Raw genomic sequence first — 20,407 nt, 5'->3', positions numbered from 1 at the left:
AGAAACGCGGCTGACATCGGAGGTTCACCGGGCGCGTGCCTCCGGACAAGCGAAACGCCGCACCGGCCGGGGGGATCCGGCCGACGCGGCGTCTCTTGGGCAGCGTCTCTGCTGCGTCTCCTGTGCGGCGGTCAGCCGCTCGCGGCCCCGGGATAGCTCAGGTTCATGGTCCTGCCCGATTGACGGTCCAGGAGCCGAGCCCGCCCGGTGTTGACGTCGACCGCGTACGAACGCTCGCCTTCCTTGCCCCCGTACAGGAGCGTGACCTCGGATTCGCTCTGCCAGATCGTGGTGCCGGCGACGCCCCCGCGGTCGTCCGGCAGGCCGCTGATGGGCACCTTGCGCAGGAGCTTGCCGGTCTTGGCGTCGAGCAGGGTCAGTGTGCTCTTTTCGAGCATCAGGGGCTCGCCCTTGCCGACCTTCGGGAACTCGACGGCGGCCACCGTACGACCGTCGGGCGCTACTTCGCTGAACATGATGAACACGCCGTTGAAGCGCACCGGCTTGCCGCCCCCCGTGACGGGCATGAGCCACAGGTCGGTCTTGCGATAGCGGACCAGTTCGGCGACGCCGCCCTTGACGCTGACCGGCTCGTACTTGCCGTTGATGTGCGTCGTCCTGCCGGTGCGCACGTCGATCAGCATGCCGGGGTACTTGCTGCCCACGCGCGGGTCGAAGGCGATGTACCGGCCGTCGTCGGAGAGCACGAGCATGGAACCCACGCCGATCCGCTCCTCCTTGATGGTGACCGCCGACGTCGTCTCGGAGCCGCCCACCAGGTCGCGCACCACGTGCGCCTGAGCGTCGCGGCTGTAGTAGGCGAGCAGGCGGCCGTCCCGGCTGATCGCGACGGGCACCCGCTCGCCCTTGGCGGTCTTGGCGAGCGCCTGCGGCACGCGGTAGGTCTTGCCGGCGCGGGTGACCACCCGCCACTCGACCGCGGTGCAGTCGATCTCATGCTCGATGACCTTGCAGGATGTCATGTACGCGCGGCTGATCGCCCCCACCTTGCCCGGGGGCAGGTCGGGCACGGCCTCTTGGCCTTGCCGCGTGGCCGTCTGGGCACCACGCGGCCACGGCACCGCCACCACCACTGCCACCGCCGCAGTCACGCACAGCACCGCCACGGCGGATGCCGTCAGCACGGTCCGCCGCCGGTGCCGGTGGCCCGCGATGGCCACGTCGGCGAGGCTCACCAGCGGAGCCTCCTCGGCGATGTCCCCCAACGCCTCGCGCAGTCTCGTCATCGTGCCACCTCCACGATCTCGGGATCATCCAGCAGATGCAGCAGTTCGGGCGCGACCTCGCGCAGGCGGGCCAGCGCGTGATGGGTCTGGCTCTTGACGGTGCCGACCGCGCAGCCCAGCACCTCGGCCGTCTGCGCCTCGGTCAGGTCCTCCCAGAAACGCAGCACGATCACGGCCCGCTGCCTGCGCCCCAGCTTGGCCAGCGCCTGACGCAACACGATCCGGTCGAGCACGGCTCCGTCGGAGTACGCGCCCCGCTCGGGCGGGTCACCGCTCGGCACCTCGGGACGTAATCTGCGCTTCCAGGAGATGTACTGGTTGACCATGGCCTTGCGCGTGTACGCCTCCGGGTTGCCGTCCTTGACCAGCTTGGACCAGTGGCCCACGACATTGATCAGGACGCTCTGCAGCAGGTCCTCTGCCAGGTGCGGGTCTCCCGTGAGCAGGTACGCGGTCCGCATCAGGGCTTGCTGGCGGGCGAGCACGAACTCACGGAAGCCGTCGTGACGGTCCAATGTGATCTCCTCTCCCCCGTTGCCAACGCGACTTGTGTGACAAAAGGTTGTATCGCCGAGCACGCACAGGGGGCTCCGGTCCTCAGGAGCTCATGCGGTGGCCGGTCTGGGATCGTGACGGGCAAATCAGCGCTGACGGCTCGATCCCTCAAAGCGGCGCGTGTTCCAGCGCCTGCCTCAGGCCGGCCCGATTGCTGACGCCGAGCTTGCGGTACACGCTGGTCAGGTGTACCTCCACGGTCTTGGGGGTGACGAAGAGGCGCTGGGCGATGTCCCGGTTGGAGTGGCCCGCCGCGGCGAGGGCGGCGACCCGCTGCTCGGCGTTCGTCAGTGCCTGCGGCCCCGACAGCAAGCGGCCTCGCCGGGGTCGGGCTCCCGCTGCCAGCAGTTCGTTCCTGGCCGCCTGGGCGAGTCCGGGTGCGCCGCAGGCCACGGCTAGGTCGAGCGCCTCGGTCAGGGGCACGCGGGCGGCGGTGAGCGTGCCCGCCCGGCGTAGCACCGCGCCGAGGTGGTGCAGGCTGTGGGCGTGCTCCAGCTTGGCGGATGATCCGCGTAGAACCTCTACCGACTCCCGCATCAGCTCGCGGCCCTGCTCGCCGCCGGTCAGCAGGCCCAGCACCCGTAGCGCGCGGCCGAGCGCGCGGGGCGCGCCCCATCGGCGCGCCAGTTCGAGCTCTTCCGCAGCGAGCGCCCGCGCCTGCGCGCTACGGCCCCGGGCGTGCAGGCTCTGGGCGGCCCGGGTACGCCACGGCACGCACGCGGGATTGCCGAACCCGTGTACAGCCAGGTTGTGGCCGGCCGCGACGGCCAGCACGGCGGACTCCTCGTACCGTTGCTGAGCCTGTCGCACGGCGGCCAGGGCATCGAGGTAGAAGTACCACGGCCCGACCGGCGGCACGGGATCGGGCGCTCCCACCCACTCCAGCGCCGCCGCCGCCTGGTCGGGCAGCTGCCGCTCCAGCAGGGTGAGAGCCAGGAACGCTCCGGCGAAGGGGCGCCCCGAGTCGATCCCGGCGAGGTCGATCACCCTTACGGCCTCTCGCAGGTCGGCCTCGGCGCCGGGCAGTTGTCCGCGCCATAGCCTGCCCAGGCCGCGATAGGTGAGCACGGCGGCCAGGGCGAAGGTCGATCCGTGTGCGCGACCGTGCTCCAGGGCACGTTCGATGCTGGCCATGGGATCGTCCAGGTCGGCGGATAACAGCACTCCCCACACGCCGTTAAGCGCCGGCCAGCCGATGGCCTGATAGATCAGCACATCGTCGGCGAGGCCGCGCAGCCCTCGCTGGATCGCGGCCGGATCGCCGGCCATGCCGTCGCGCGTGGCGATCACGCAGTCGAGCATGCGTCCGCCGGCGCTGTCATGGGGCGTCAGAGCCCGGAGTTCCTGGAGCTCACGGTCGGCGGCATCGCGGTCGGCTCCGGTGAAGATGTTCTTGATGAGCGTCGTACTGGCCAGCAGCCTGCGGCGTAGCTCCTCATCCTCGTCGGGCACCCATTCCCGGGCCCGCGCCAGCACACTGAGCGCCTCGTCGATCCGGCCCACCAGCGAGCAGGCGAGCGACAGGGCGTAGGCCAGCTCCGCCCGCTGACGGAGCTCGGTGGCCAGCTCCAGCGCGTCGGCCAAGTGAGTGACCGCGGCGCTCTGGTCGACATGGGCGGCCGCCATGCCCGCCGTCGTCAGCACCTCCACCCGCCGGACATCGTTGTCGTCCATAGCGGCCAGGCAGCGCTGGAGGTAGCTCAACGCGGCCTGCGGCGCCCCGCGGGCCCGGGCGTCATCGGCGGCGCGGCGCAGTGTGGCGATGGCGGTACGGTCGCCGCCGGGCGGAATCCTGAGCAGGTGGACCGCGGCCTGCTCGGCCGGGGCACCCGCGGTGGCCAGCAGCCCGGCGGCGCAGCGGTGCCGATCGACGCGTTCGGTCACGCTCAGCCGGTCGTAGACGGCCGCCTGCACCAGGGGATGGACGAACTCCACCCGGCCGTCGTCCACACGGAGGATGTCAGCCGTGACCAGGTCCGCGATGGCGTCCGCAGCTTCGGCCGCCGGCAGACGGGCCAGCTTGGACGCCATGGCGATCGGCGCACCGCCCAGTGTCGCGACCGCCCCCGCGACCGCCGCGTCGGCCTTGGGCAGCCTGTCGAGCCGGAGCGCGATCCGGCGGCCGACCGCGTCCGCGCCCAGGCCCGCCACGCGCGGGGCGTTGGCGTTCGTCGGCGCGAGGTCGCCGGTCCGCACTGTGCACGCCAGTTCGCGCAGCAGCAGCGGGTTGCCGGCCGCGGCCGTCTGACAGGCCACGACGAAGTCGTCCTCGCAGCCGTCCGGCAGCAGCTCGCGCAGGAGTTCCGCGCTGGCGGTCCCGGTCAGCGGCGCGAGCCTGCGCACCTGGCAACCGTCATCGGCGGTGATCAGATCCAGCAGTCTGGTCGCGGCGCCCGTCTCGCCGGGCCGCAACGCCGCCACGACCATCAGTCCCAGCCCGTCCAGGCGCGGCAGCAGATAGGCCAGGAACCGCAGCGACGACTCATCCGCCCAATGCAGATCATCGCAGAGCAACGCCAGTGAGCCGCCTCGGGCCGCGAGCTTGTACAGGCCGTGCAGCACCGCGAAATCGCCCACCGCGCCCTGCCCCGGTCTGGCCGGGCCGAAGACGGCCTCGGCCGCCGCGCCCGCATCCGACAGCAGGGCGGCCCGCTCACCCGCCGGCATGCCCGCCAGCCACGGCTCGAACAGCTGCCGCGCCACCCCGAAGCCGAAATCGCGTTCCAGCTCCGTGCCGCGCGCCGTCAGGACCCGCAATCCCGCCGAAGCGGCGATCTGCCTCGCCTGCGCCAGCACGCTGGTCTTGCCCAGACCAGCCGATCCGCTGATCAGCACGAGCCGGCCCTGCCCGGCTCTGGCCGACCTCGCGGCGTCAGCGAGTGACGCGAGGTGATCCTCACGCTCCCGCAGCCGCACCTGACCCACCATCGCTCTCACCGCCCGCGTCACCATCGCACGGCGACGGCCCCTATGTCTGCGCAATAAAACGCCTCCAGCGGACGGGGAGGGTCCGCCAAACCTTGGGGTCGCGGTTGGGGGTCCGCCCTAAAGCCCTCGGCACCAGGTACGGGCCAGCCTGATCTGGACGCCTGGTCCGCACCCTTGGCCCAGGCAGCGGAAATTCATCTCATAAAAGGGGAAAAATCATGTCCATCGCCCGCCGCCTGGCAGGGCTGAGTCTCGCCGTAACCGCCGCCGGCGACACATCGAGAAGGCGAAGAAGTCAGTTCAGGCGCTCGAAATCGGGGGCGCATCGCCGTTGGCGTTTGATGTCCGCCGGCATGCTCGGGGCCGGCCTGCTCTTATCCGGCGCCCCCGGTAAGGCGGTTGCGCAACCAACGGCGCCTACTCCGGTCACCGCGCCCATCGAGGTCTCCGCCGACCTCACACAGTTGCCCGCGGTAGGGCAGACCGCGACGCTGCGGGTGACGGTGAACAGCAAGGTGGCGCGGGCGGGCGCCGACGTGGCGATCGAGTTGCCACCCAACCTGACCTGGTCGAACGCGCCGCGAGGGCTCTCGACCAGCGACGTGGCGTCCACAGATCCGACGCGTGCGGGCACCGTCCACCGGGCCGCCGCGCACGTGGACCTGGCCGCCGGCGCCACCACATATGAGGGGGCGGTGCGGGCGACGGCCGCGGGCTATGCCGAGATCATGGCGTCCGCTTCGGCGCCAAGTCTCGTCGGCAAGAACGGCGACAGAGACACCGTCGACTTCACGGTGGCCGCGTCCGGTGGCGAGTCACGCGCCGGAGCCGTCACGGACGACGTCGCCGCGGTGCGGGCCGTTGTGGACACCTCCGCGATACCGGCGCCGACCCGGTCGGACAAGCAGGTGGACCCGGCGGTCACGCCTGTGGATCGGGCCGTCACATCGACGGACAGGCCGGTGAACCCAGCCGTCACACCGACGGACAAGCGGGCGGACTCGGCCGTCACACCGACGGACAAGCCGGATCACCCGGGCGTCGCGCCGACGGGCGCCCCAGGGCCGGACCCGAAGCCGGTGATCGCCTGCGTCAAGGGCACCGCGTTGTACAACGCCGCCGGTAGCAATCATTTCTCGCAGTTTCTGCGCGCCGAGGTTCTCGGGTTCGGCACCGTCCTGGCCAGCGGGTACACCGACCGCAGCGGAAACTACAAGCTCTGCTTCGACACCACCGGTGATTCCCCCAACATCGAGATCCGGTTCACCACGGACAACCCGCACTGGGTCGTGGCGCAGGACGGCATCCCCTTCACCTGGACCAGTTGGGGCCAGACGGTGACGAGTGGCACGGTCGACTTCGGGCAGTCGTTCCCGCCGAGCTCGAAGCAAAAGGCCGCGCATGCCTTCGACGAGCTGGCCGACGTGTGGTTCTGGATCCCGGACCCGTGCTGGGACGGCAACGAGAACCCATGCCGGAAGTACAAGGTGAGCATGGGACCGAACGTGAATCGCACCCACTACGACCACGGCACGGACACCATCTGGCTGCAGGCGGACGACCCCGACACCCCGGACGCCGTGGTGCACGAGGTCGGCCACGCTGTGATGGACGACCTGTTCAACGACGCGCCGATGTCGATCGCGAACTGCAACCCGCACTTCCTGTTCGAGGTCTCCTCGGACACCTGCGCCTGGGTCGAGGGCTGGGCGGACTGGTTCCCGTTGGCGGTGTACGGCAAGTCGGACTTCTGGACGAACCCGTTCGATGTCAGCGACCTCGACCTGGTGGAGTACAACAACACCGGTGGCATCACGGTGGAGGCGAACGTCGCCGGAGCGCTGCTCGACCTGGGCGACAGCGCCATCAGCGCGGTGGACTACTGGGACTACGCGCACGAGGGTCCGCACAGCATCTTCAACACAGTGCGGGATTCGTCCTCTACGTTGCAGAACTTCGTGCAGTACTGGGGACAGCGTCCGGACCAGGGCGTTGGCGTCGACCCGCAAGGCAGCGCCTACAACAACGGCATCCAGATCGGGATCGGGTTGTTCCACGATCCCCTGCCGAGGGATACGCCGCGCAAACGGCCGAGGCCGTTGCCGGCGCAGAATTTCCGGTTCGACGCGGTGCCCACCTACTGGAGCGTCGTCGGCGCCCGGCCGCAGTCGGGCAATGACGTGAACGTCAAACTGCTCAATAACCACGGTTCCGCACTCGTGGAGAGCACGATCACGGGGTCGGTCACCGATTTCGTGGCGGTCGACTCGAACAAGCAGCCCGCCGATACCTACCGCACGACGGTCTCCCTCGGTTCGGACAACCTCCCGTACATGATCGAGTTCGGCGGCGGACGCGCCATCTCGGGTGAAACGACGACCGACACGATCACCATGGGCGGCGACAACGTCATCGCGGCGCGAGACCTGGCGGTCCCACCCGGAAGAACGATCAAGGTAACGCTCACACCGTTGAACAACCAGGATCCGGAGATCTTCCTGCTGTCGAGCGCGTCCGGGAACTTCCAGACGCGGGCCCAGGCGGTGGCGTCGTCGACGACCCACGGGCCCGGAGTGCCGGAGGAGTTCACCTTCGCCAACACCGGTTCGACCGACACCTGGTTCGGCTTCGTGCTGACCAACCCCACCGCGGTCGCGGGTGACTACACGCTGACGACCCAGCTGCAACCGAAGTGACACGTGGCGGAGCTGGGGTAGTCCGCCGGCCTTCCCAGGACGGCGAACTACCCCGGCCCATCGTTGGCGCACGCCAACACAGAACAAAGTTCTAGAGATATCCAACGTCCAGCACATCAACCCGCGGAAGCGATCAAAGGAGAAACCCATGTCCATGCGCCGCGCGTTCAGCCTGGCGGCGGCCGGGCTCGCCGCCGGTGCGGCACTCACCGTACCGGCCGGCGCCGCCCACGCCGCCCCCGCCAAGTGGGTCACCGGCACGTTCAAAGCCTGCACCTACGAGGTGCCCATGGTGAGCGCCCAAGGCGACTGTAAGACCATTAACGTCAACACGGTCATCCAACCGGGAGAGGTCCAGGCCTACTTCCTGGACACCCATTCGCGGCCCGTCTACTCCCCCGGGTATTTGGGCACATTCGGCCTCCGCTTAGGCGTCACCGCGGCACAACAGGCCTACGTGCAGGTGGCCATCAAGAAGCTGTACTGGCTGGACACGGGCATCCAGCTCAAGGTCAGCCCGTACCCCGACCTTGTGGGCAACGTCATCGCCATCGAGCCCACCGCGGACTTCAGCGACTTCGCGGTCAACACCTTCTGCGGGAACGCGCCGACCACCAATTGCAGCCGAACCATACTCGACGTCTCACTGAGGGCAACCTAGGCGCCGTACCACCGCTTACAGGCCCTGACCGTTAGCCGGTCAGGGCCTGACGCTCGGCCGATCAGGCACGGACGACATGAAGGCGCGGACGCGGCGGGCGGCTCAGGCGGTCAGGCTCTGACCGATGAGGGCGACGGCCGAAAGGGCGGCGACCACCAGCACCGCGGTCCGTACCTTCCCGCCGTCCAGGTAGCGCCGCAGCGGCCCCGACACCAGGAACCCGAGCACCATCGGCACGATCAGCACGGCCCCCGTGATGGCCGCCCGGCCGGAGAACTCCCCCACGAAGCCCAGGACGGCCAGCGACTGCGCGGCGCCTAGGAAGAAGACCATCGCCAGCGTCGCCCGGATCTGCGGCCCCTTGGCGTGCTGGTACACCAGCGCGATCGGCGGCCCGCCGACGCCGGTCGCGGTGCCGGTGATGCCCGAGAAGAACCCGGCCCCCGCGATAGTCGCATCGTTGCGCGGCACGCTGACCGCCCACGCCGTGAGCCCCACCGCGATGAGCACCATGACCCCCACGAAGACGCCTCGCGTGTAGACGGATATGTAGACCAGGACGACTCCACCTATAGCCGCACCGGGCAGCCGTCCCAGCACCGCGAAAACCACCCCGCGCCAGTCCACCTTCCGCCACTCCGCGGCCAGCGTGAACAGCGGCAACGTGAGGTTGACCACCTGAATGGCGGTGGGCATCAGGGAGTGGTCGAGCATGGTGAGCACCGGCGCGGCCACCAGCCCCAGCCCGAACCCCACGCTGCCCTGGACAACCGCCCCAATGAAGACCGCCAAACCGCCAACAATCAGCACTAATGCCATCTGAGTCACGGAGGAGAGTCAATCATCTTTACTCTGTGTTGCCGTTCAAGCAGTATGCGTTACGACGAGGGTGTAGGTTTCTTCCCGACGCAGACGTAGCCTCCGGAGTATGAACGTGAAACAAAAAGCGACGACGATACGCGTCAGCGTCAAGACCCGGGACAGAATCGCCGCACTTGCCAGAAAGGCGGGTGAACCCATGACCGCGATCATCGACCAGGCCATTCGGGAGTTGGAGAAGAAGCACCGCTGGCAACATGTCGCGGACCAGATGGAACGCACGAGGAAGGAGGACCCGCGAGCCTGGGCCGACTATCTCGCCGAGTCCGAGCTGGTCCAGGGCCCACCGTCAAGCTCCCTCCGCATCGCACCCGAGTGGGAGGGGCTCATCACGTTTCCCGAGGAGAGAGATGAGGGTGATCCAAGGCGAGATCTGGCTCGCTGAGCTGGGCGAGCCCACCGGACGGGAGCAGGGCTACCGTCGCCCCGTGCTCGTCGTGAGCAACGACGGCTTCAACGCCGCAGCCGCAGTAAAGATCATTGTCCCCCTGACAACGACCGAGCGCGGATGGGACAACCACATCCCGGTCAGCCGCGAAGGCACGGGGCTCGACAAACCCAGCTGGGCCATGGTCGAGCACGTGCGAAGCGTGTCTCCCCAGCGATTCACCAGGAGAGTCGGGATCGCTCCCGACGAGGTCGTCCGCGAAGTGACCGACTGGATCGCGGACATCGTCTGACGATTAGTGCCATCCGGCGAAGCGGAATTTCGCCGGGTGGCACCCTCATCGTGCCAGACTCGCCGATCGACCGTCGCCAACCCGCCTCAATCGGCGGCGCTCCCGCTGGACAGTCGCAGCCGCATGCCGTCCAGGATGAGGGCCAGCCCCGCCTCGAACGAGCGGTCGCCCTGCGGGTCGCCCTCCTCCAGCAGGGCCGCCATGATCCGGGGGTAGCGTGCCTGAAACTCCGCCATGTCGGGCCCCGACTCGTCCGTGTCCGGCCGCGTCCGGTCGGCCTGCTCCTCCAGCACGAACCCGGCCACGTAGTTGCTCACCGCGAACAGTCCCCGCGCCGCGTCCGCCACCGTGAAGCCCGCCAGCTCCAGCGCCTCCACCGCCCGCTCCACCATCGCGAACATCTCGGGCGACGACCGCGTCCCGGCCGCCAGCCTGGCGCCGTCGCGGTGGGAGTTGAGTATCGACCGGCTGCCGCGGGCGTAGTCGGCCACCCACTCCCGCCACTGCGACGGGTCCGTGAACACCGGCCGCGTCACGTGCGGTGCCTCCATGGCCACCGCCATCGCGTCGAGCAACTGCTGCTTGTTCTTGAAGTGCCAGTAGAGCGCCGGCGCCTGCACGCCGAGCTCCGCCGCCAGCCGCCGCAAGGTGAGGCCGTCGAGGCCCACCTCGTCGAGCAAGCGGAGCCCCGTCGCCACGATGGTGCCTTTTTCGAGTGCCACGGTTGACAGTTTAACAACGTTCAATGCATCCTTAACAGCGTTAGATTTAACGGCGTTAAGGAGGTTCGTCGTGATCCACGCGGAAGGGCTCCGGAAGAGTTACCGGTCCAAGGACGCGCTGGCGGGCATCGACCTGTCCGTGCCGGCGGGCACGGTCTGCGGGCTCCTCGGGCCCAACGGGGCGGGCAAGACCACCGCCGTACGCATCCTCACCACCCTCCTCCGCCCCGACTCCGGTCACGCGGAGGTGGCGGGGCTGGACGTGGTGCGGGACGCGGCGCGGCTGCGCTTCATGTTCGGGCTCGCCGGGCAGCACGCGGCGGTCGACGAGTTGCTCACCGGGCGGCGCAACCTGGAGATGTTCGGCAGCCTGTACCACCTGCCCAAGGCGGCGGCCCGGCGGCGGGCCGACGAGCTGCTCGAGCGGTTCGACCTGACCGACGCCGCGAACCGGCGGGTCAAGACGTACTCAGGGGGCATGCGCCGCCGCCTCGACGTGGCCGCCAGCCTGATCGTCGCGCCGCCCGTGCTGTTCATGGACGAGCCCACGACCGGTCTCGACCCGCGCAGCCGCCTCGGGCTGTGGGAACTGCTGCGCGACCTGGTCACCGAAGGGACCACGCTGCTGCTCACCACTCAATACCTGGACGAGGCCGACCGTCTCGCCGACCAGATCGTCCTGCTCGACCAGGGGCGGGTCGCCGCCTCCGGCTCACCCGTGGAGCTGAAGCAGCGGATCGGCGGCGACCGGGTGCAGGTCGTCCTCCGCGCCGCCGCCGACGTCCCCCAAGCCCTCGACCTGGTACGGCGCGCGGCCGATGAACGGCAGGTGGAGGTGGTGGACGAGCGGCGGGTGACGGTGGCGGTCGAACAGGGGGCGCAGTCGCTCATCCGCATCGCCGGCGCGCTGGACACGGCCATGATCCCGGTCGAAGACCTGTCCCTCCGTCGCCCCACCCTGGACGAGGTCTTCCTCCACCTGACCACCACCTGACCACCCGACCACAGCCGCTGACCGCCACCCGACCCGCCCTTCCGGCAGGTCCGGCCGATTCCCACGAGGTGACTCCACATGACCCTTGTCCACGTACCCGCTCCACCGACGACGCTCGGCGAGCGCCTCCGCTGGACGATCTCCGACTCCCTGACCATCGCGCGCCGCACCTACTTCAGGCTGATGGCGCAACCAGGGGAAATAGCGGGATACCTGGTGTTCCCCGTTGTCATGACCATCCTGTTTGGCTATGTCTTCGGCAGCGCGATCACCCTCCCCGGTGGGGGCGACTACCGCAGTTACCTGATGCCCGGCATCTTCATGCAGGTCATGGCGATGACCGCGGCCGCCGCGGCCACGGCGGTCGGCGAGGACATGGAACGCGGCATCATCGACCGGTTCCGCGCCCAGCCGATCGCCCGCGGCGCCGTGCTCATCGGCCGCAGCGTCGCCGACCTGTCCATGCACCTGCTGTCGCTGGCCTCGATGGTGGTGGCGGCGATGCTGCTGGCGGGGTGGCGGGCGCACGGCACCTTCGGGCAGACGGCGGCGGCGTTCGGCCTGCTGGCCCTGTTCGGCTTCGCGATGATCTGGGTGGGCACGTACATCGGGCTGTTCGTCAAGAGTGGCGCCCAGGCGGACGCGGCGACGTTCGGGTGGCTGTTCCCGATGACGTTCCTGGCCAACACGTTCGTCCCGACGGAGGGGCTGCCCGCCTGGATCAAGCCGCTCGCCGACTGGAACCCGATGAGCGCCGTGGTCGCCGCCGCCCGCCTGCTCTTCGGCAACCCGACGTCGCACTCCACCGCCTGGCCGCTCCAGCACCCGATCGCGGCGAGCCTGCTGTGGTCCGGGGCGCTCATCGTCGTCTTCATGCCGTTGGCCGTCCGCGCCTACCGCCGTATATCCCGCTGATCCGCCGGGTGACGTACGCCGAAGCAGGCGGCCAAGAACGCGCACGTCACGGCGCCCAGCCCCGTGAACCGCAGGAGCGTGTCCCTGGACGGGGCCCGGCCATGGACGGCGGGTGGGGCTCACCGTGCCTGCCGTAAAAGGGAAGTGCCCGTAAAGCGGGTACGGAGGAGGGCGCCCCTGAACGGGGTCCGGCCACGGACGGCGGGTGGCTCGAAAGCAGATGTCTGCGGGAAGGCAGCAAAGCGCCGCCCGGCGGTGTGGTGCCGGGCGGCTCTTCGTGGTCGGGTGGTTCACCCCCGATGTGGGCGCGTGAGGTCGCGCCCGCCCGGCCGCGGGAAGTGCGGCGCGGGATCCCGGCGGCCTCCGCTCAGCTGGTGGCCGAGGCGGCGGCGCCGGAGAACTTAGGAGGACTTGGCGAGGAGGGAGCGCAGCACGTACTGCATGATGCCCCCGTGCCGGTAGTAGTCGGCCTCGCCGGGCGTGTCGATGCGGACCACCGCGTCGAACTCCACCTCGCCCGCCTTGACGTGCACGGTCGCCGGGATGCCGCCCTTGTTGAGCTCCTCCACCCCGGTGATGTCGAACGTCTCCTCGCCGGTCAGCCCCAGCGAGGCGGCCGAGACGCCCTCCGGGTACTGCAGCGGCAGCACGCCCATCCCGATCAGGTTGGAGCGGTGGATGCGCTCGTACGACTCCGCGATCACGGCGCGGACGCCCAGGAGCGCCGTGCCCTTGGCCGCCCAGTCGCGCGACGAGCCCGAGCCGTACTCCTTGCCCGCGAGCACCACCAGCGGCGTCCCGGCCGAGGCGTAGTTGACCGAGGCGTCGTAGATGAACGACACCGGCCCCTCGTCCTGGGTGAAGTCGCGGGTGTAGCCGCCCTCGGTGCCGGGCGCGATCTGGTTGCGCAGGCGGATGTTGGCGAACGTACCCCGGATCATGACCTCGTGGTTGCCGCGCCGCGAGCCGTAGGAGTTGAAGTCCTTGACCGCGACCTCGTGCGACTGCAGGTATTGGGCGGCGGGCGTGCCGACCTTGATGGAGCCGGCCGGCGAGATGTGGTCGGTGGTGACCGAGTCGCCGACCTTCACCAGCACGCGGGCGCCGGAAATGTCGGTAACGGGGTCAGGAGTCGAGGGCATGCCCTCGAAGTAGGGAGCCTTGCGCACGTACGTGGAGGAAGGGTCCCACTCGAAGGTGTTGCCCGTGGGGATCGGCAGCGACGTCCAGTGCTCGTCGCCCTTGAACACGTCGGCGTAGTCCCGCTCGAACATGTCGCGCCCGATCGAAGAGTTGACCACGGCCGCGATCTCCTCGGGCGACGGCCAGATGTCGCGCAGGAACACCGGCGTGCCGTCGGCGCCGACGCCCAGCGGCTCGGTGTCGAGGTCGAGGTCCATGGTCCCGGCCAGCGCGTACGCCACCACGAGCGGCGGCGAGGCCAGGTAGTTCATCTTGACGTCGGGGTTGATCCGGCCCTCGAAGTTGCGGTTGCCCGACAGCACGGCGGTGACGGCGAGGTCGTTGGCCTGGATCGCGTCGGAGATCTCCGGGAGCAGCGGCCCGGAGTTGCCGATGCAGGTGGTGCAGCCGTAGCCGACGAGGTTGAAGCCGATCTTGTCGAGGTACGGCTGGAGCCCCGAACGCTCGAAGTAGCCGGTGACGACCTGCGAGCCGGGAGCCAGAGAGGTCTTGACCCACGGCTTGCGGGTCAGGCCCTTCTCGACGGCGTTGCGGGCCAGCAGGGCCGCGCCGAGCATGACGTACGGGTTGGAGGTGTTGGTGCACGAGGTGATCGCGGCGATGGAGACGATGCCGTGGTCGATCTCGAACGAGGTGCCGTCCTCGAGCGTCACCGAGACCGTCTTGTGCGGGCGGCTGCCGTTGGCGCGGGCGTTGGAGGCGGGCGCGTCGGAGGCGGGGAAGCTCTCTTCCACGGCCTCGTCGATGCCGTCGCCGTCGAAGTCGGTGACGTAGTTGCGCACGTCGCGGCGCCAGGTGTCCTTGGCGGCCGACAGGGCGATGCGGTCCTGCGGGCGCTTCGGGCCGGCGATGGACGGGACGACGGTGCCGAGGTCGAGCTCGATGTACTCGGAGAAGACCGGCTCGGCCGCCGACGGGTCGAGCCAGAGGCCCTGGGCCTTGGCGTAGGCCTCGACGAGCGCGATCTGCTCCTCGGAGCGGCCGGTCAGGCGCAGGTAGTCGACCGTCTGGCCGTCGATCGGGAAGATCGCGCAGGTGGAGCCGAACTCGGGGCTCATGTTGCCGATCGTGGCCCGGTCGGCCAGCGGCACGGACGAGACGCCGTCGCCGTAGAACTCGACGAACTTGCCGACCACTCCGTGCTTGCGCAGGATCTCGGTCACCGTCAGCACCAGGTCGGTGGCCGTGGCGCCGGCGGGCAGCTTGCCGTTGAGCTTGAAGCCGACCACGCGCGGGATCAGCATGGAGATCGGCTGGCCGAGCATCGCGGCCTCGGCCTCGATGCCGCCGACGCCCCAGCCGAGGACGCCGATGCCGTTCTCCATCGTGGTGTGCGAGTCGGTGCCCACGCAGGTGTCGGGGTAGGCCTTGCCGTCGCGGATCATGACCACGCGGGCCAGGTGCTCGATGTTGACCTGGTGGACGATCCCGGTGCCGGGCGGGACGACCTTGAACTCGTCGAAGGCCGTCTGGCCCCAGCGCAGGAACTGGTAGCGCTCGTGGTTGCGCTCGTATTCGCGCTCGACGTTGCGCTGGAAGGCGTCGGGGTGACCGAAGTAGTCGACGATGACCGAGTGGTCGATGACCATCTCGGCGGGGGCCAGCGGGTTGATCCGGGCCGGGTCGCCGCCCAGGTCGCGTACGGCCTCACGCATGGTGGCCAGGTCGACCACGCACGGCACGCCGGTGAAGTCCTGCATGATGACGCGGGCCGGGGTGAACTGGATCTCCACGCTCGGCGCCGCCTTGGGATCCCAGCCGCCCAGCGCGCGGATGTGGTCGGCGGTGATGTTCGCGCCGTCCTCGGTGCGGAGGAGGTTCTCCAGCAGGATCTTCAGGCTGAACGGGAGGCGGGCTGCGCCTTCGACGGCGTCCAGCCGGAAAATCTCGTAAGACGCGTCGCCTACGCGTAGCGTGTCACGGCTGCCGAAGCTGTTCGCGGACACGATGATTCGCCTCCTCCATAGACATTTGCTCAGTTGAATCCTGCCGCACCCCGGGAGCAGTAAGAACGTTAGGTGAGCCTAACCCGCGGGGCCGCGCGGCGGATGTCTTGATGTCAAGATATCTCTAAAAGTATCTCGACATCAAGTTAAACCGGCGCCAGCCGCCAGAACAGCAGGCCGATGATGGCGATGGACAGCACGGGAGCCAGGATCTTCTGCTCGAACGTCTTCCCGGTCTTGATCCCGATCTTCCACGGCAGCACGAACCGGACCGACACCGGCCACAGCACCGGACAGCCCCGCTCGGTCATGCAGTCGCCGACGACGTGCACGAGGCAGCCGATGGCCACGGCCATGCCCAGCCACGCGTAGCCGACCCCCTGCGACAGGAAGACGGCGTAGAGCCCGGCGGTCAGGCCGACGTTGATCATCGCCGAACCGAGCTTGTTGCCCGGGATGCCGATGCCGATCGCGCGCAGCGCCAGGCCGATGAGCAGCACGACCATGATGTCGCGGCCGATCGGATAGGTGTTGGCCAGCCAGTGCGCCGCGAACCCGAGCACCACCGCGAACGCCAGCGAATGCGTCGCCCCCCGGTGTCCGCCGCTCAGCCAGTTGACGGCCTTGCTCAGCACCCAGGTGACCGGCCCGAACGTCTGCGCGATCGTCGCGCTCGGATGGTCGAGGTCGGGCAGCATGGCCGCCCCGGCGCAGATGATGGCGCCGGCGATGAACTCGGCCGGGGTGAGGGCGTTCGCCATGATCCCGGTCTCGATGAACCTGGACGAGTCGGTCAGCATCGGGAGCGCGGCGAGCCCGGGTGCGAGTCCTAGCCAAGCGATGGCCCCGGTCATCGCATGCGAATGCCCCATCATGATCGAAACTGTACGGCAAAGCCGTTCTTTACGCGCGGAGACCCGCCTGGGGCGCCATCACCCTCACCACGGCGCTACGGACTTTGCCGACCGCAGACCAACGCCGGTCGTACCGGAAATGTCCGGAAACGCAGACGAGGTCGTCTCCGCGGCGACAGCACCCCCCAGCCCTGCCGACGCGGAACGACCTCGTCTGCTCTGAACAACGACACCCTCCCGTCTCCTGTTCCCGTAATCCGCAACTTTTTCGTGATCTGTCTCACTCTGCCCACCCGCTTGCGAACGACATATTGGCGATATATCTTTGAAGCATCGAGAACATTCACAAGCATTCACAAGAAGGAGCGTTTGACATGACTTCCGCACAAGCAGCAGGTCGGCCGTGGCCCGAGCCCCGCGAGTTCAAGCGTGCCGCCCGTGAAGCGCTCAAGGCCGTGGCCGAGGCGTGGGAACAGGGCGGGCACCACCACCATCACCACCACCGCGGCGGCGGCGGTCCGCACGAGGAGCGGCAACGCGGCCGGCGTGGATTCCCGCCCGAGTTCGGGCGCGGCCCCTGGGGATGGGGTCCCGGCGGACCGGGCCCGTTCGGGCATCGGGGCGGCTGGGGAGGCCGGGGTGGCCGGAAGGCCAAGCGGGGCGACGTACGCGCCGCGATCCTGGCGCTCCTGTCCGAGGAGCCGCGCAACGGCTACCAGATCATCCAGGAGATCGCCGAGCGCAGCGAAGGCGGCTGGAAGCCCAGCCCCGGCGCCGTCTACCCGGCGCTCCAGCAGCTCACCGACGAGGGGCTGGTCGTCGCCGAGGAGAACGAGGGCCGCAAGACCTTCCGCCTCACCGAGACCGGGCTCGCCTACATCGAGGCGCACGCCGACGAGATCCGCGCCCCGTGGGACGAGATGCGGCCCGACATCGACGACAACACCGCGGACCTGTGGGACATCGCGCGCCAGTCGGCATTCGCGATGATGCAGGTTTTGCAGACCGGGAGCGACGCACAAATCCGCGAAGCGCGTAAGACTCTTGTAGAGACCCGGCGCAAGCTCTACCAGATTCTGGCCGACGGCGACCCGGGTGAGGAGTAACGCATGACCGGCGCCACCCTGGAAGGCCGGTACGGGGAGAGCGAGGAACCAGCCATGGACCCCAACGATCTCCGCATCGGCGACGCCGAGCGCGAACAGACGATGGCCGACCTGCGCGAGCACTTCGCGCAGGGCCGCCTCGACCGCGAGGAGCTGGACCAGCGCCTCGATCGGACACTCGGCGCACGCACCGCGCGAGACCTCGCGCAGATCACCGCTGACCTTCCGGGACAGCGGCGGCAGTACGACTACCGCGACCCGCATGGCCTGCCTCCCCAGGCGTTCGACAAGGACGCCTGGCGGGCGGCGATGAAGGCGCACCGGCACCAGATGCAGTCGATGCGTCACGAGCGGCGCGACATGCGACATGGCTGGGGACGGCGGCACCATGGGCCGGGGCCGTTCCTGCCGATCCTGTTCGTGTTGCTGATGGTGGGGCTCGTGTTCGGGGGGTTCGGCATCGCGAAGGTGCTGTTCTTCGTGTTCATCGGAGCCATGGTCTTCAAGATGATCCACCGGCACTCCCACCGCCGCTGACCCCATCATCCCCTTTTAAAGGCATATATAGGTCCGATCGCCGCCGTCACCCGACGGGCGGCGGTCGGCACAATTCGCGGCATGTTCCAACATCCGAACGGCCGCCACCACGAGATCCGCGGCCACCGCCTCTGGGTGGAGCAGGACGGCGCGGGCCCACCGGTCGTCCTGCTGGCCGGGCTCGGCCCGGCCGGTTCGCACGTGGTCTTCCACCCGCACTTCGACGCGCTGGCCGCCGACCATCGGGTGATCTACGTCGACCTCCACGGCCGCGGCCGATCCGACCTCCCGGCCGACCTGGGCGAGATCACTTTCGCGAACGACGTGGCCGACGTCACGGCCCTGCTCGGCGAGCTCGGCCCCGCGCACCTGTACGGCTTCTCCTACGGCGGCCTGATCGCCCAGGCCGTCGCCCTGGATCACCCGCACCTCGTCACGACCCTCACTCTGGCCAATTCCCTGCACAGCCCGGAGATGTGGCAGCTCAACCACGCCAACATCAACCGCGAACTCGCCACCCAGCTCCCGGAGACCTGGGAGCGCATCCAGGCGCTGCGGCGCTCCGGCCTGCGGTCCACGTCCGCGCCCATGCGCGCGGAGTTCGCCGCGGCGGCACCGCTGATCAGGTTCTACGATCCCGCCAACGCCGCTCTCCTGGCCACCGAACCGGGCGCCCGCAACGAGGAGCTTTATCCGCTCTTCTGCGGTGACGACGTCGATTTCATGATCGGTGGTCAGGTGGCGGCGATTCCGGACTTCCGGCCGCGACTCAAGGAGCTCGCCGTCCCGCTGATGGTGCTGGCCGGGCGGTACGACCGGGCGTTGTATCCGGCGGCGCAGCTGGACTTCCAGCGGTTCGCCCCGCGGGCGCGCTTCGAGATGCTGGAGCGCAGCGGCTCCTTCGGCCACGTCGAAGAGCCTGAGACCGTGCTGGGCCTGCTGCGCGAGTTCTGGCGGTCCGCATGAGGGCGCGGGTTCCGGCGGTCGGCTTGAGGGCGCGGATCCGTGAGTTCTGGCGGTCCGCATGACGAAGCGGTCCGGCTCCGCGACCACTGACCGGTCGCGTGACGAGTCGCCTCTGGGGCGCGCGACGCGCCGGACGGCAGATCGTGACTTCGGCCTGCTCTGGGCCGGGCAGTCGTTGTCGCTGTTCGGAGACCAGTTCATGACGCTGGCGCTGCCGCTGCTGGCCGTGACCGTCCTGGGCGCTTCCCCGGCGCAGGCCGCGTTGCTGCCGTTCGCGCTGTTCGTCCCCTTCCTCCCGCTCGGCCTGCCGGCCGGGGCCATCGTGGACCGGCTGCCCCGCCGTACCGTCATGCTGGTCTGCGACAGCGTGCAGGTGCTGGCGTTCGGCGCGATCTGGGTGCTGGCCGTTCTGGGCGGGCTGACGTTTCCGGTGCTGTTCGCGCTGATCCTGGTGAGCGGGTGCGCGGTGGTGTTCTTCCAGGTCGCGTACACCTCCTACCTGCCCAGCCTGTACGGCGAGGCGGAGGCGCTACATCGCGGCAACACGCGGCTGGCCCTGTCGGAGTCGGCGGCCAAGGCGCTGGGCCCGATGGCGGCCGGGCCGGTCATCGCGGCGCTCGGCCTGGTCGGGGCCATCGCCGCCAACATGGTCAGCTTCGCGGCGTCACTCACCTCGCTGGCGCTGATCCGCCACCGCGAGAAGGTCGCCACTGAGCTGAGCACCACCGCGCCGGGGACCGCACCTGGATCGGGCACCACGACCCCAGGCCACGGACGTGAGCCCGGCTGGATGCGGCGCGACATCGCCGAGGGGCTGCGGTTCGCGCTCCGGCACCCGATCCTCCGGCCCGTCCTGGCGTGCGGCACGGTCTATGTCCTGGCACTGTCCATGGTCGAGACGAGCCTGGTGCTCTACTGCCGCAACGTCCTCGGCCTGTCCCCCGCCTGGATCGGCGTGGTGATCGGCGCCGCCGCGGCGGGCTACCCGATCGGGAACCTGCTGTCGACCCGGCTGATCCGCCGTCTCGGCTCGCCGCGCACCCTCGTACTGGCCGCGTCGGTGTCCGTGCTGGGCATCGTCGCCATGCCCGCGCTCGGTTCCCTGGGCGGGGCACCCGGCGCGATCGGGCTGGTCGCGGGGAGCATCGTGCACTGCGTCGGCGAGGGCGCCTTCAGCCCCACGTCGATCACGATGCGCCAGGTGCTCACCCCGGCATCCCTGTTGGGCCGGGTCGGTTCGGTGCAGCGATTCCTCCTCTGGGGCGCCATCGCGCTGGGCAGTCTGCTGGCCGCGGCGGCGACCGCGCTGGGCGGGCTCGCCGCTGCGGTGTGGATCGGCGCGCTGGGCACCATACTGTGCCTGCCCGCCCTGCTCCAGCGCGGCATCCGCGCGGCGATGACATCGGCTCCGGCCTCTGACGTTCAACAAGACGCCACAAAAGAGTCAAACAACAGTCAGTAAAGTTCCTGTGTGTCGCTTTATGGTGTGGATCAGCACTGATCCACGGAAAGGTACGC

General features: G+C 69.2%; 17 protein-coding genes. 10 read left to right on the top strand and 7 right to left on the bottom strand.

What is annotated here, in order from left to right:
• Positions 1–131 precede the first annotated feature (131 nt).
• From ACGFJ2_RS00725 to ACGFJ2_RS00715, 3 genes are all read right to left on the bottom strand, one after another.
• Positions 132–1,247 carry a hypothetical protein gene (locus ACGFJ2_RS00725; RefSeq protein WP_393463362.1) on the bottom strand — a complete coding sequence of 372 codons (1,116 nt, stop codon included), beginning with the start codon at positions 1,245–1,247 and terminating at the stop codon, positions 132–134.
• The gene (locus ACGFJ2_RS00720) at positions 1,244–1,762 is read right to left on the bottom strand and encodes a SigE family RNA polymerase sigma factor (protein ID WP_393463360.1); all 519 of its coding nucleotides are present in this window, start codon (positions 1,760–1,762) and stop codon (positions 1,244–1,246) included. Before ACGFJ2_RS00720 ends, ACGFJ2_RS00725 begins: the two co-directional genes overlap by 4 nt.
• 148 nt (positions 1,763–1,910) lie before the next feature.
• On the bottom strand, positions 1,911–4,730 hold the full coding sequence (locus ACGFJ2_RS00715) for an AAA family ATPase (protein WP_393465251.1): 2,820 nt from the start codon (positions 4,728–4,730) through the stop codon (positions 1,911–1,913).
• 341 nt (positions 4,731–5,071) lie between these two features.
• On the opposite strand from ACGFJ2_RS00715, the gene ACGFJ2_RS00710 reads away from it, so the two are divergent.
• Together ACGFJ2_RS00710 and ACGFJ2_RS00705 are read left to right on the top strand one after the other, a co-directional pair.
• Positions 5,072–7,426 carry a hypothetical protein gene (locus tag ACGFJ2_RS00710; protein ID WP_393463358.1) on the top strand — a complete coding sequence of 785 codons (2,355 nt, stop codon included), beginning with the start codon at positions 5,072–5,074 and terminating at the stop codon, positions 7,424–7,426.
• Positions 7,427–7,574: 148 nt separating this feature from the next.
• The gene (locus tag ACGFJ2_RS00705; RefSeq protein WP_357940934.1) at positions 7,575–8,087 is read left to right on the top strand and encodes a hypothetical protein; all 513 of its coding nucleotides are present in this window, start codon (positions 7,575–7,577) and stop codon (positions 8,085–8,087) included.
• Between the two features lie 102 nt (positions 8,088–8,189).
• Here the strand turns inward: ACGFJ2_RS00705 and ACGFJ2_RS00700 are convergent, their stop codons facing one another.
• Positions 8,190–8,879: a sulfite exporter TauE/SafE family protein gene (locus tag ACGFJ2_RS00700; protein ID WP_357940932.1), complete on the bottom strand. Its 690-nt coding sequence runs from the start codon at positions 8,877–8,879 to the stop codon at positions 8,190–8,192.
• Between the two features lie 136 nt (positions 8,880–9,015).
• On the opposite strand from ACGFJ2_RS00700, the gene ACGFJ2_RS00695 reads away from it, so the two are divergent.
• Positions 9,016–9,351, top strand: coding sequence for a hypothetical protein (locus ACGFJ2_RS00695; RefSeq protein ID WP_357940930.1), 336 nt, complete (start codon positions 9,016–9,018; stop codon positions 9,349–9,351).
• The gene (locus ACGFJ2_RS00690) at positions 9,317–9,646 is read left to right on the top strand and encodes a type II toxin-antitoxin system PemK/MazF family toxin (RefSeq protein WP_357940928.1); all 330 of its coding nucleotides are present in this window, start codon (positions 9,317–9,319) and stop codon (positions 9,644–9,646) included. Before ACGFJ2_RS00695 ends, ACGFJ2_RS00690 begins: the two co-directional genes overlap by 35 nt.
• A gap of 86 nt (positions 9,647–9,732) precedes the next feature.
• Here the strand turns inward: ACGFJ2_RS00690 and ACGFJ2_RS00685 are convergent, their stop codons facing one another.
• Complete coding sequence (locus ACGFJ2_RS00685) at positions 9,733–10,368, bottom strand: TetR/AcrR family transcriptional regulator C-terminal domain-containing protein (protein ID WP_357940926.1); 636 nt, start codon at positions 10,366–10,368, stop codon at positions 9,733–9,735.
• 70 nt (positions 10,369–10,438) lie between these two features.
• Here ACGFJ2_RS00685 and ACGFJ2_RS00680 point away from each other — a divergent pair, with 70 nt between their 5' ends.
• Both ACGFJ2_RS00680 and ACGFJ2_RS00675 read left to right on the top strand, forming a co-directional pair.
• A complete protein-coding gene (locus tag ACGFJ2_RS00680) occupies positions 10,439–11,362 on the top strand; it encodes an ATP-binding cassette domain-containing protein (RefSeq protein WP_393463355.1) in 924 nt (307 codons plus the stop codon).
• A gap of 78 nt (positions 11,363–11,440) precedes the next feature.
• Positions 11,441–12,277, top strand: coding sequence for an ABC transporter permease (locus tag ACGFJ2_RS00675; protein WP_393463353.1), 837 nt, complete (start codon positions 11,441–11,443; stop codon positions 12,275–12,277).
• A gap of 401 nt (positions 12,278–12,678) precedes the next feature.
• Here the strand turns inward: ACGFJ2_RS00675 and acnA are convergent, their stop codons facing one another.
• Positions 12,679–15,426 (bottom strand): aconitate hydratase AcnA, encoded by a 2,748-nt coding sequence (gene acnA, locus ACGFJ2_RS00670; RefSeq protein ID WP_393463351.1) that lies wholly within the window; start codon positions 15,424–15,426, stop codon positions 12,679–12,681.
• A 146-nt stretch (positions 15,427–15,572) separates the two neighbouring features.
• A complete protein-coding gene (locus ACGFJ2_RS00665) occupies positions 15,573–16,301 on the bottom strand; it encodes a metal-dependent hydrolase (RefSeq protein ID WP_357940918.1) in 729 nt (242 codons plus the stop codon).
• Positions 16,302–16,654: 353 nt separating this feature from the next.
• On the opposite strand from ACGFJ2_RS00665, the gene ACGFJ2_RS00660 reads away from it, so the two are divergent.
• From ACGFJ2_RS00660 to ACGFJ2_RS00645, 4 genes are all read left to right on the top strand, one after another.
• Positions 16,655–17,386 carry a PadR family transcriptional regulator gene (locus tag ACGFJ2_RS00660; RefSeq protein WP_357940916.1) on the top strand — a complete coding sequence of 244 codons (732 nt, stop codon included), beginning with the start codon at positions 16,655–16,657 and terminating at the stop codon, positions 17,384–17,386.
• Positions 17,387–17,389: 3 nt separating this feature from the next.
• Entirely contained in the window at positions 17,390–17,923 is a 534-nt protein-coding gene (locus ACGFJ2_RS00655) for a DUF1707 domain-containing protein (RefSeq protein ID WP_357940914.1), read from the top strand.
• A gap of 81 nt (positions 17,924–18,004) precedes the next feature.
• Positions 18,005–18,889, top strand: coding sequence for an alpha/beta fold hydrolase (locus tag ACGFJ2_RS00650; protein WP_393463348.1), 885 nt, complete (start codon positions 18,005–18,007; stop codon positions 18,887–18,889).
• A 58-nt stretch (positions 18,890–18,947) separates the two neighbouring features.
• Positions 18,948–20,351, top strand: a complete 1,404-nt coding sequence (locus ACGFJ2_RS00645; RefSeq protein WP_393463346.1) for an MFS transporter — start codon at positions 18,948–18,950, stop codon at positions 20,349–20,351.
• Positions 20,352–20,407: the final 56 nt, after the last annotated feature.

Source organism: Nonomuraea sp. NPDC049028 (assembly GCF_043197735.1).
In the GTDB taxonomy this organism is placed as follows: Bacteria; Actinomycetota; Actinomycetes; order Streptosporangiales; family Streptosporangiaceae; genus Nonomuraea.
This window is presented reverse-complemented; position numbering and strand designations above follow the sequence as displayed.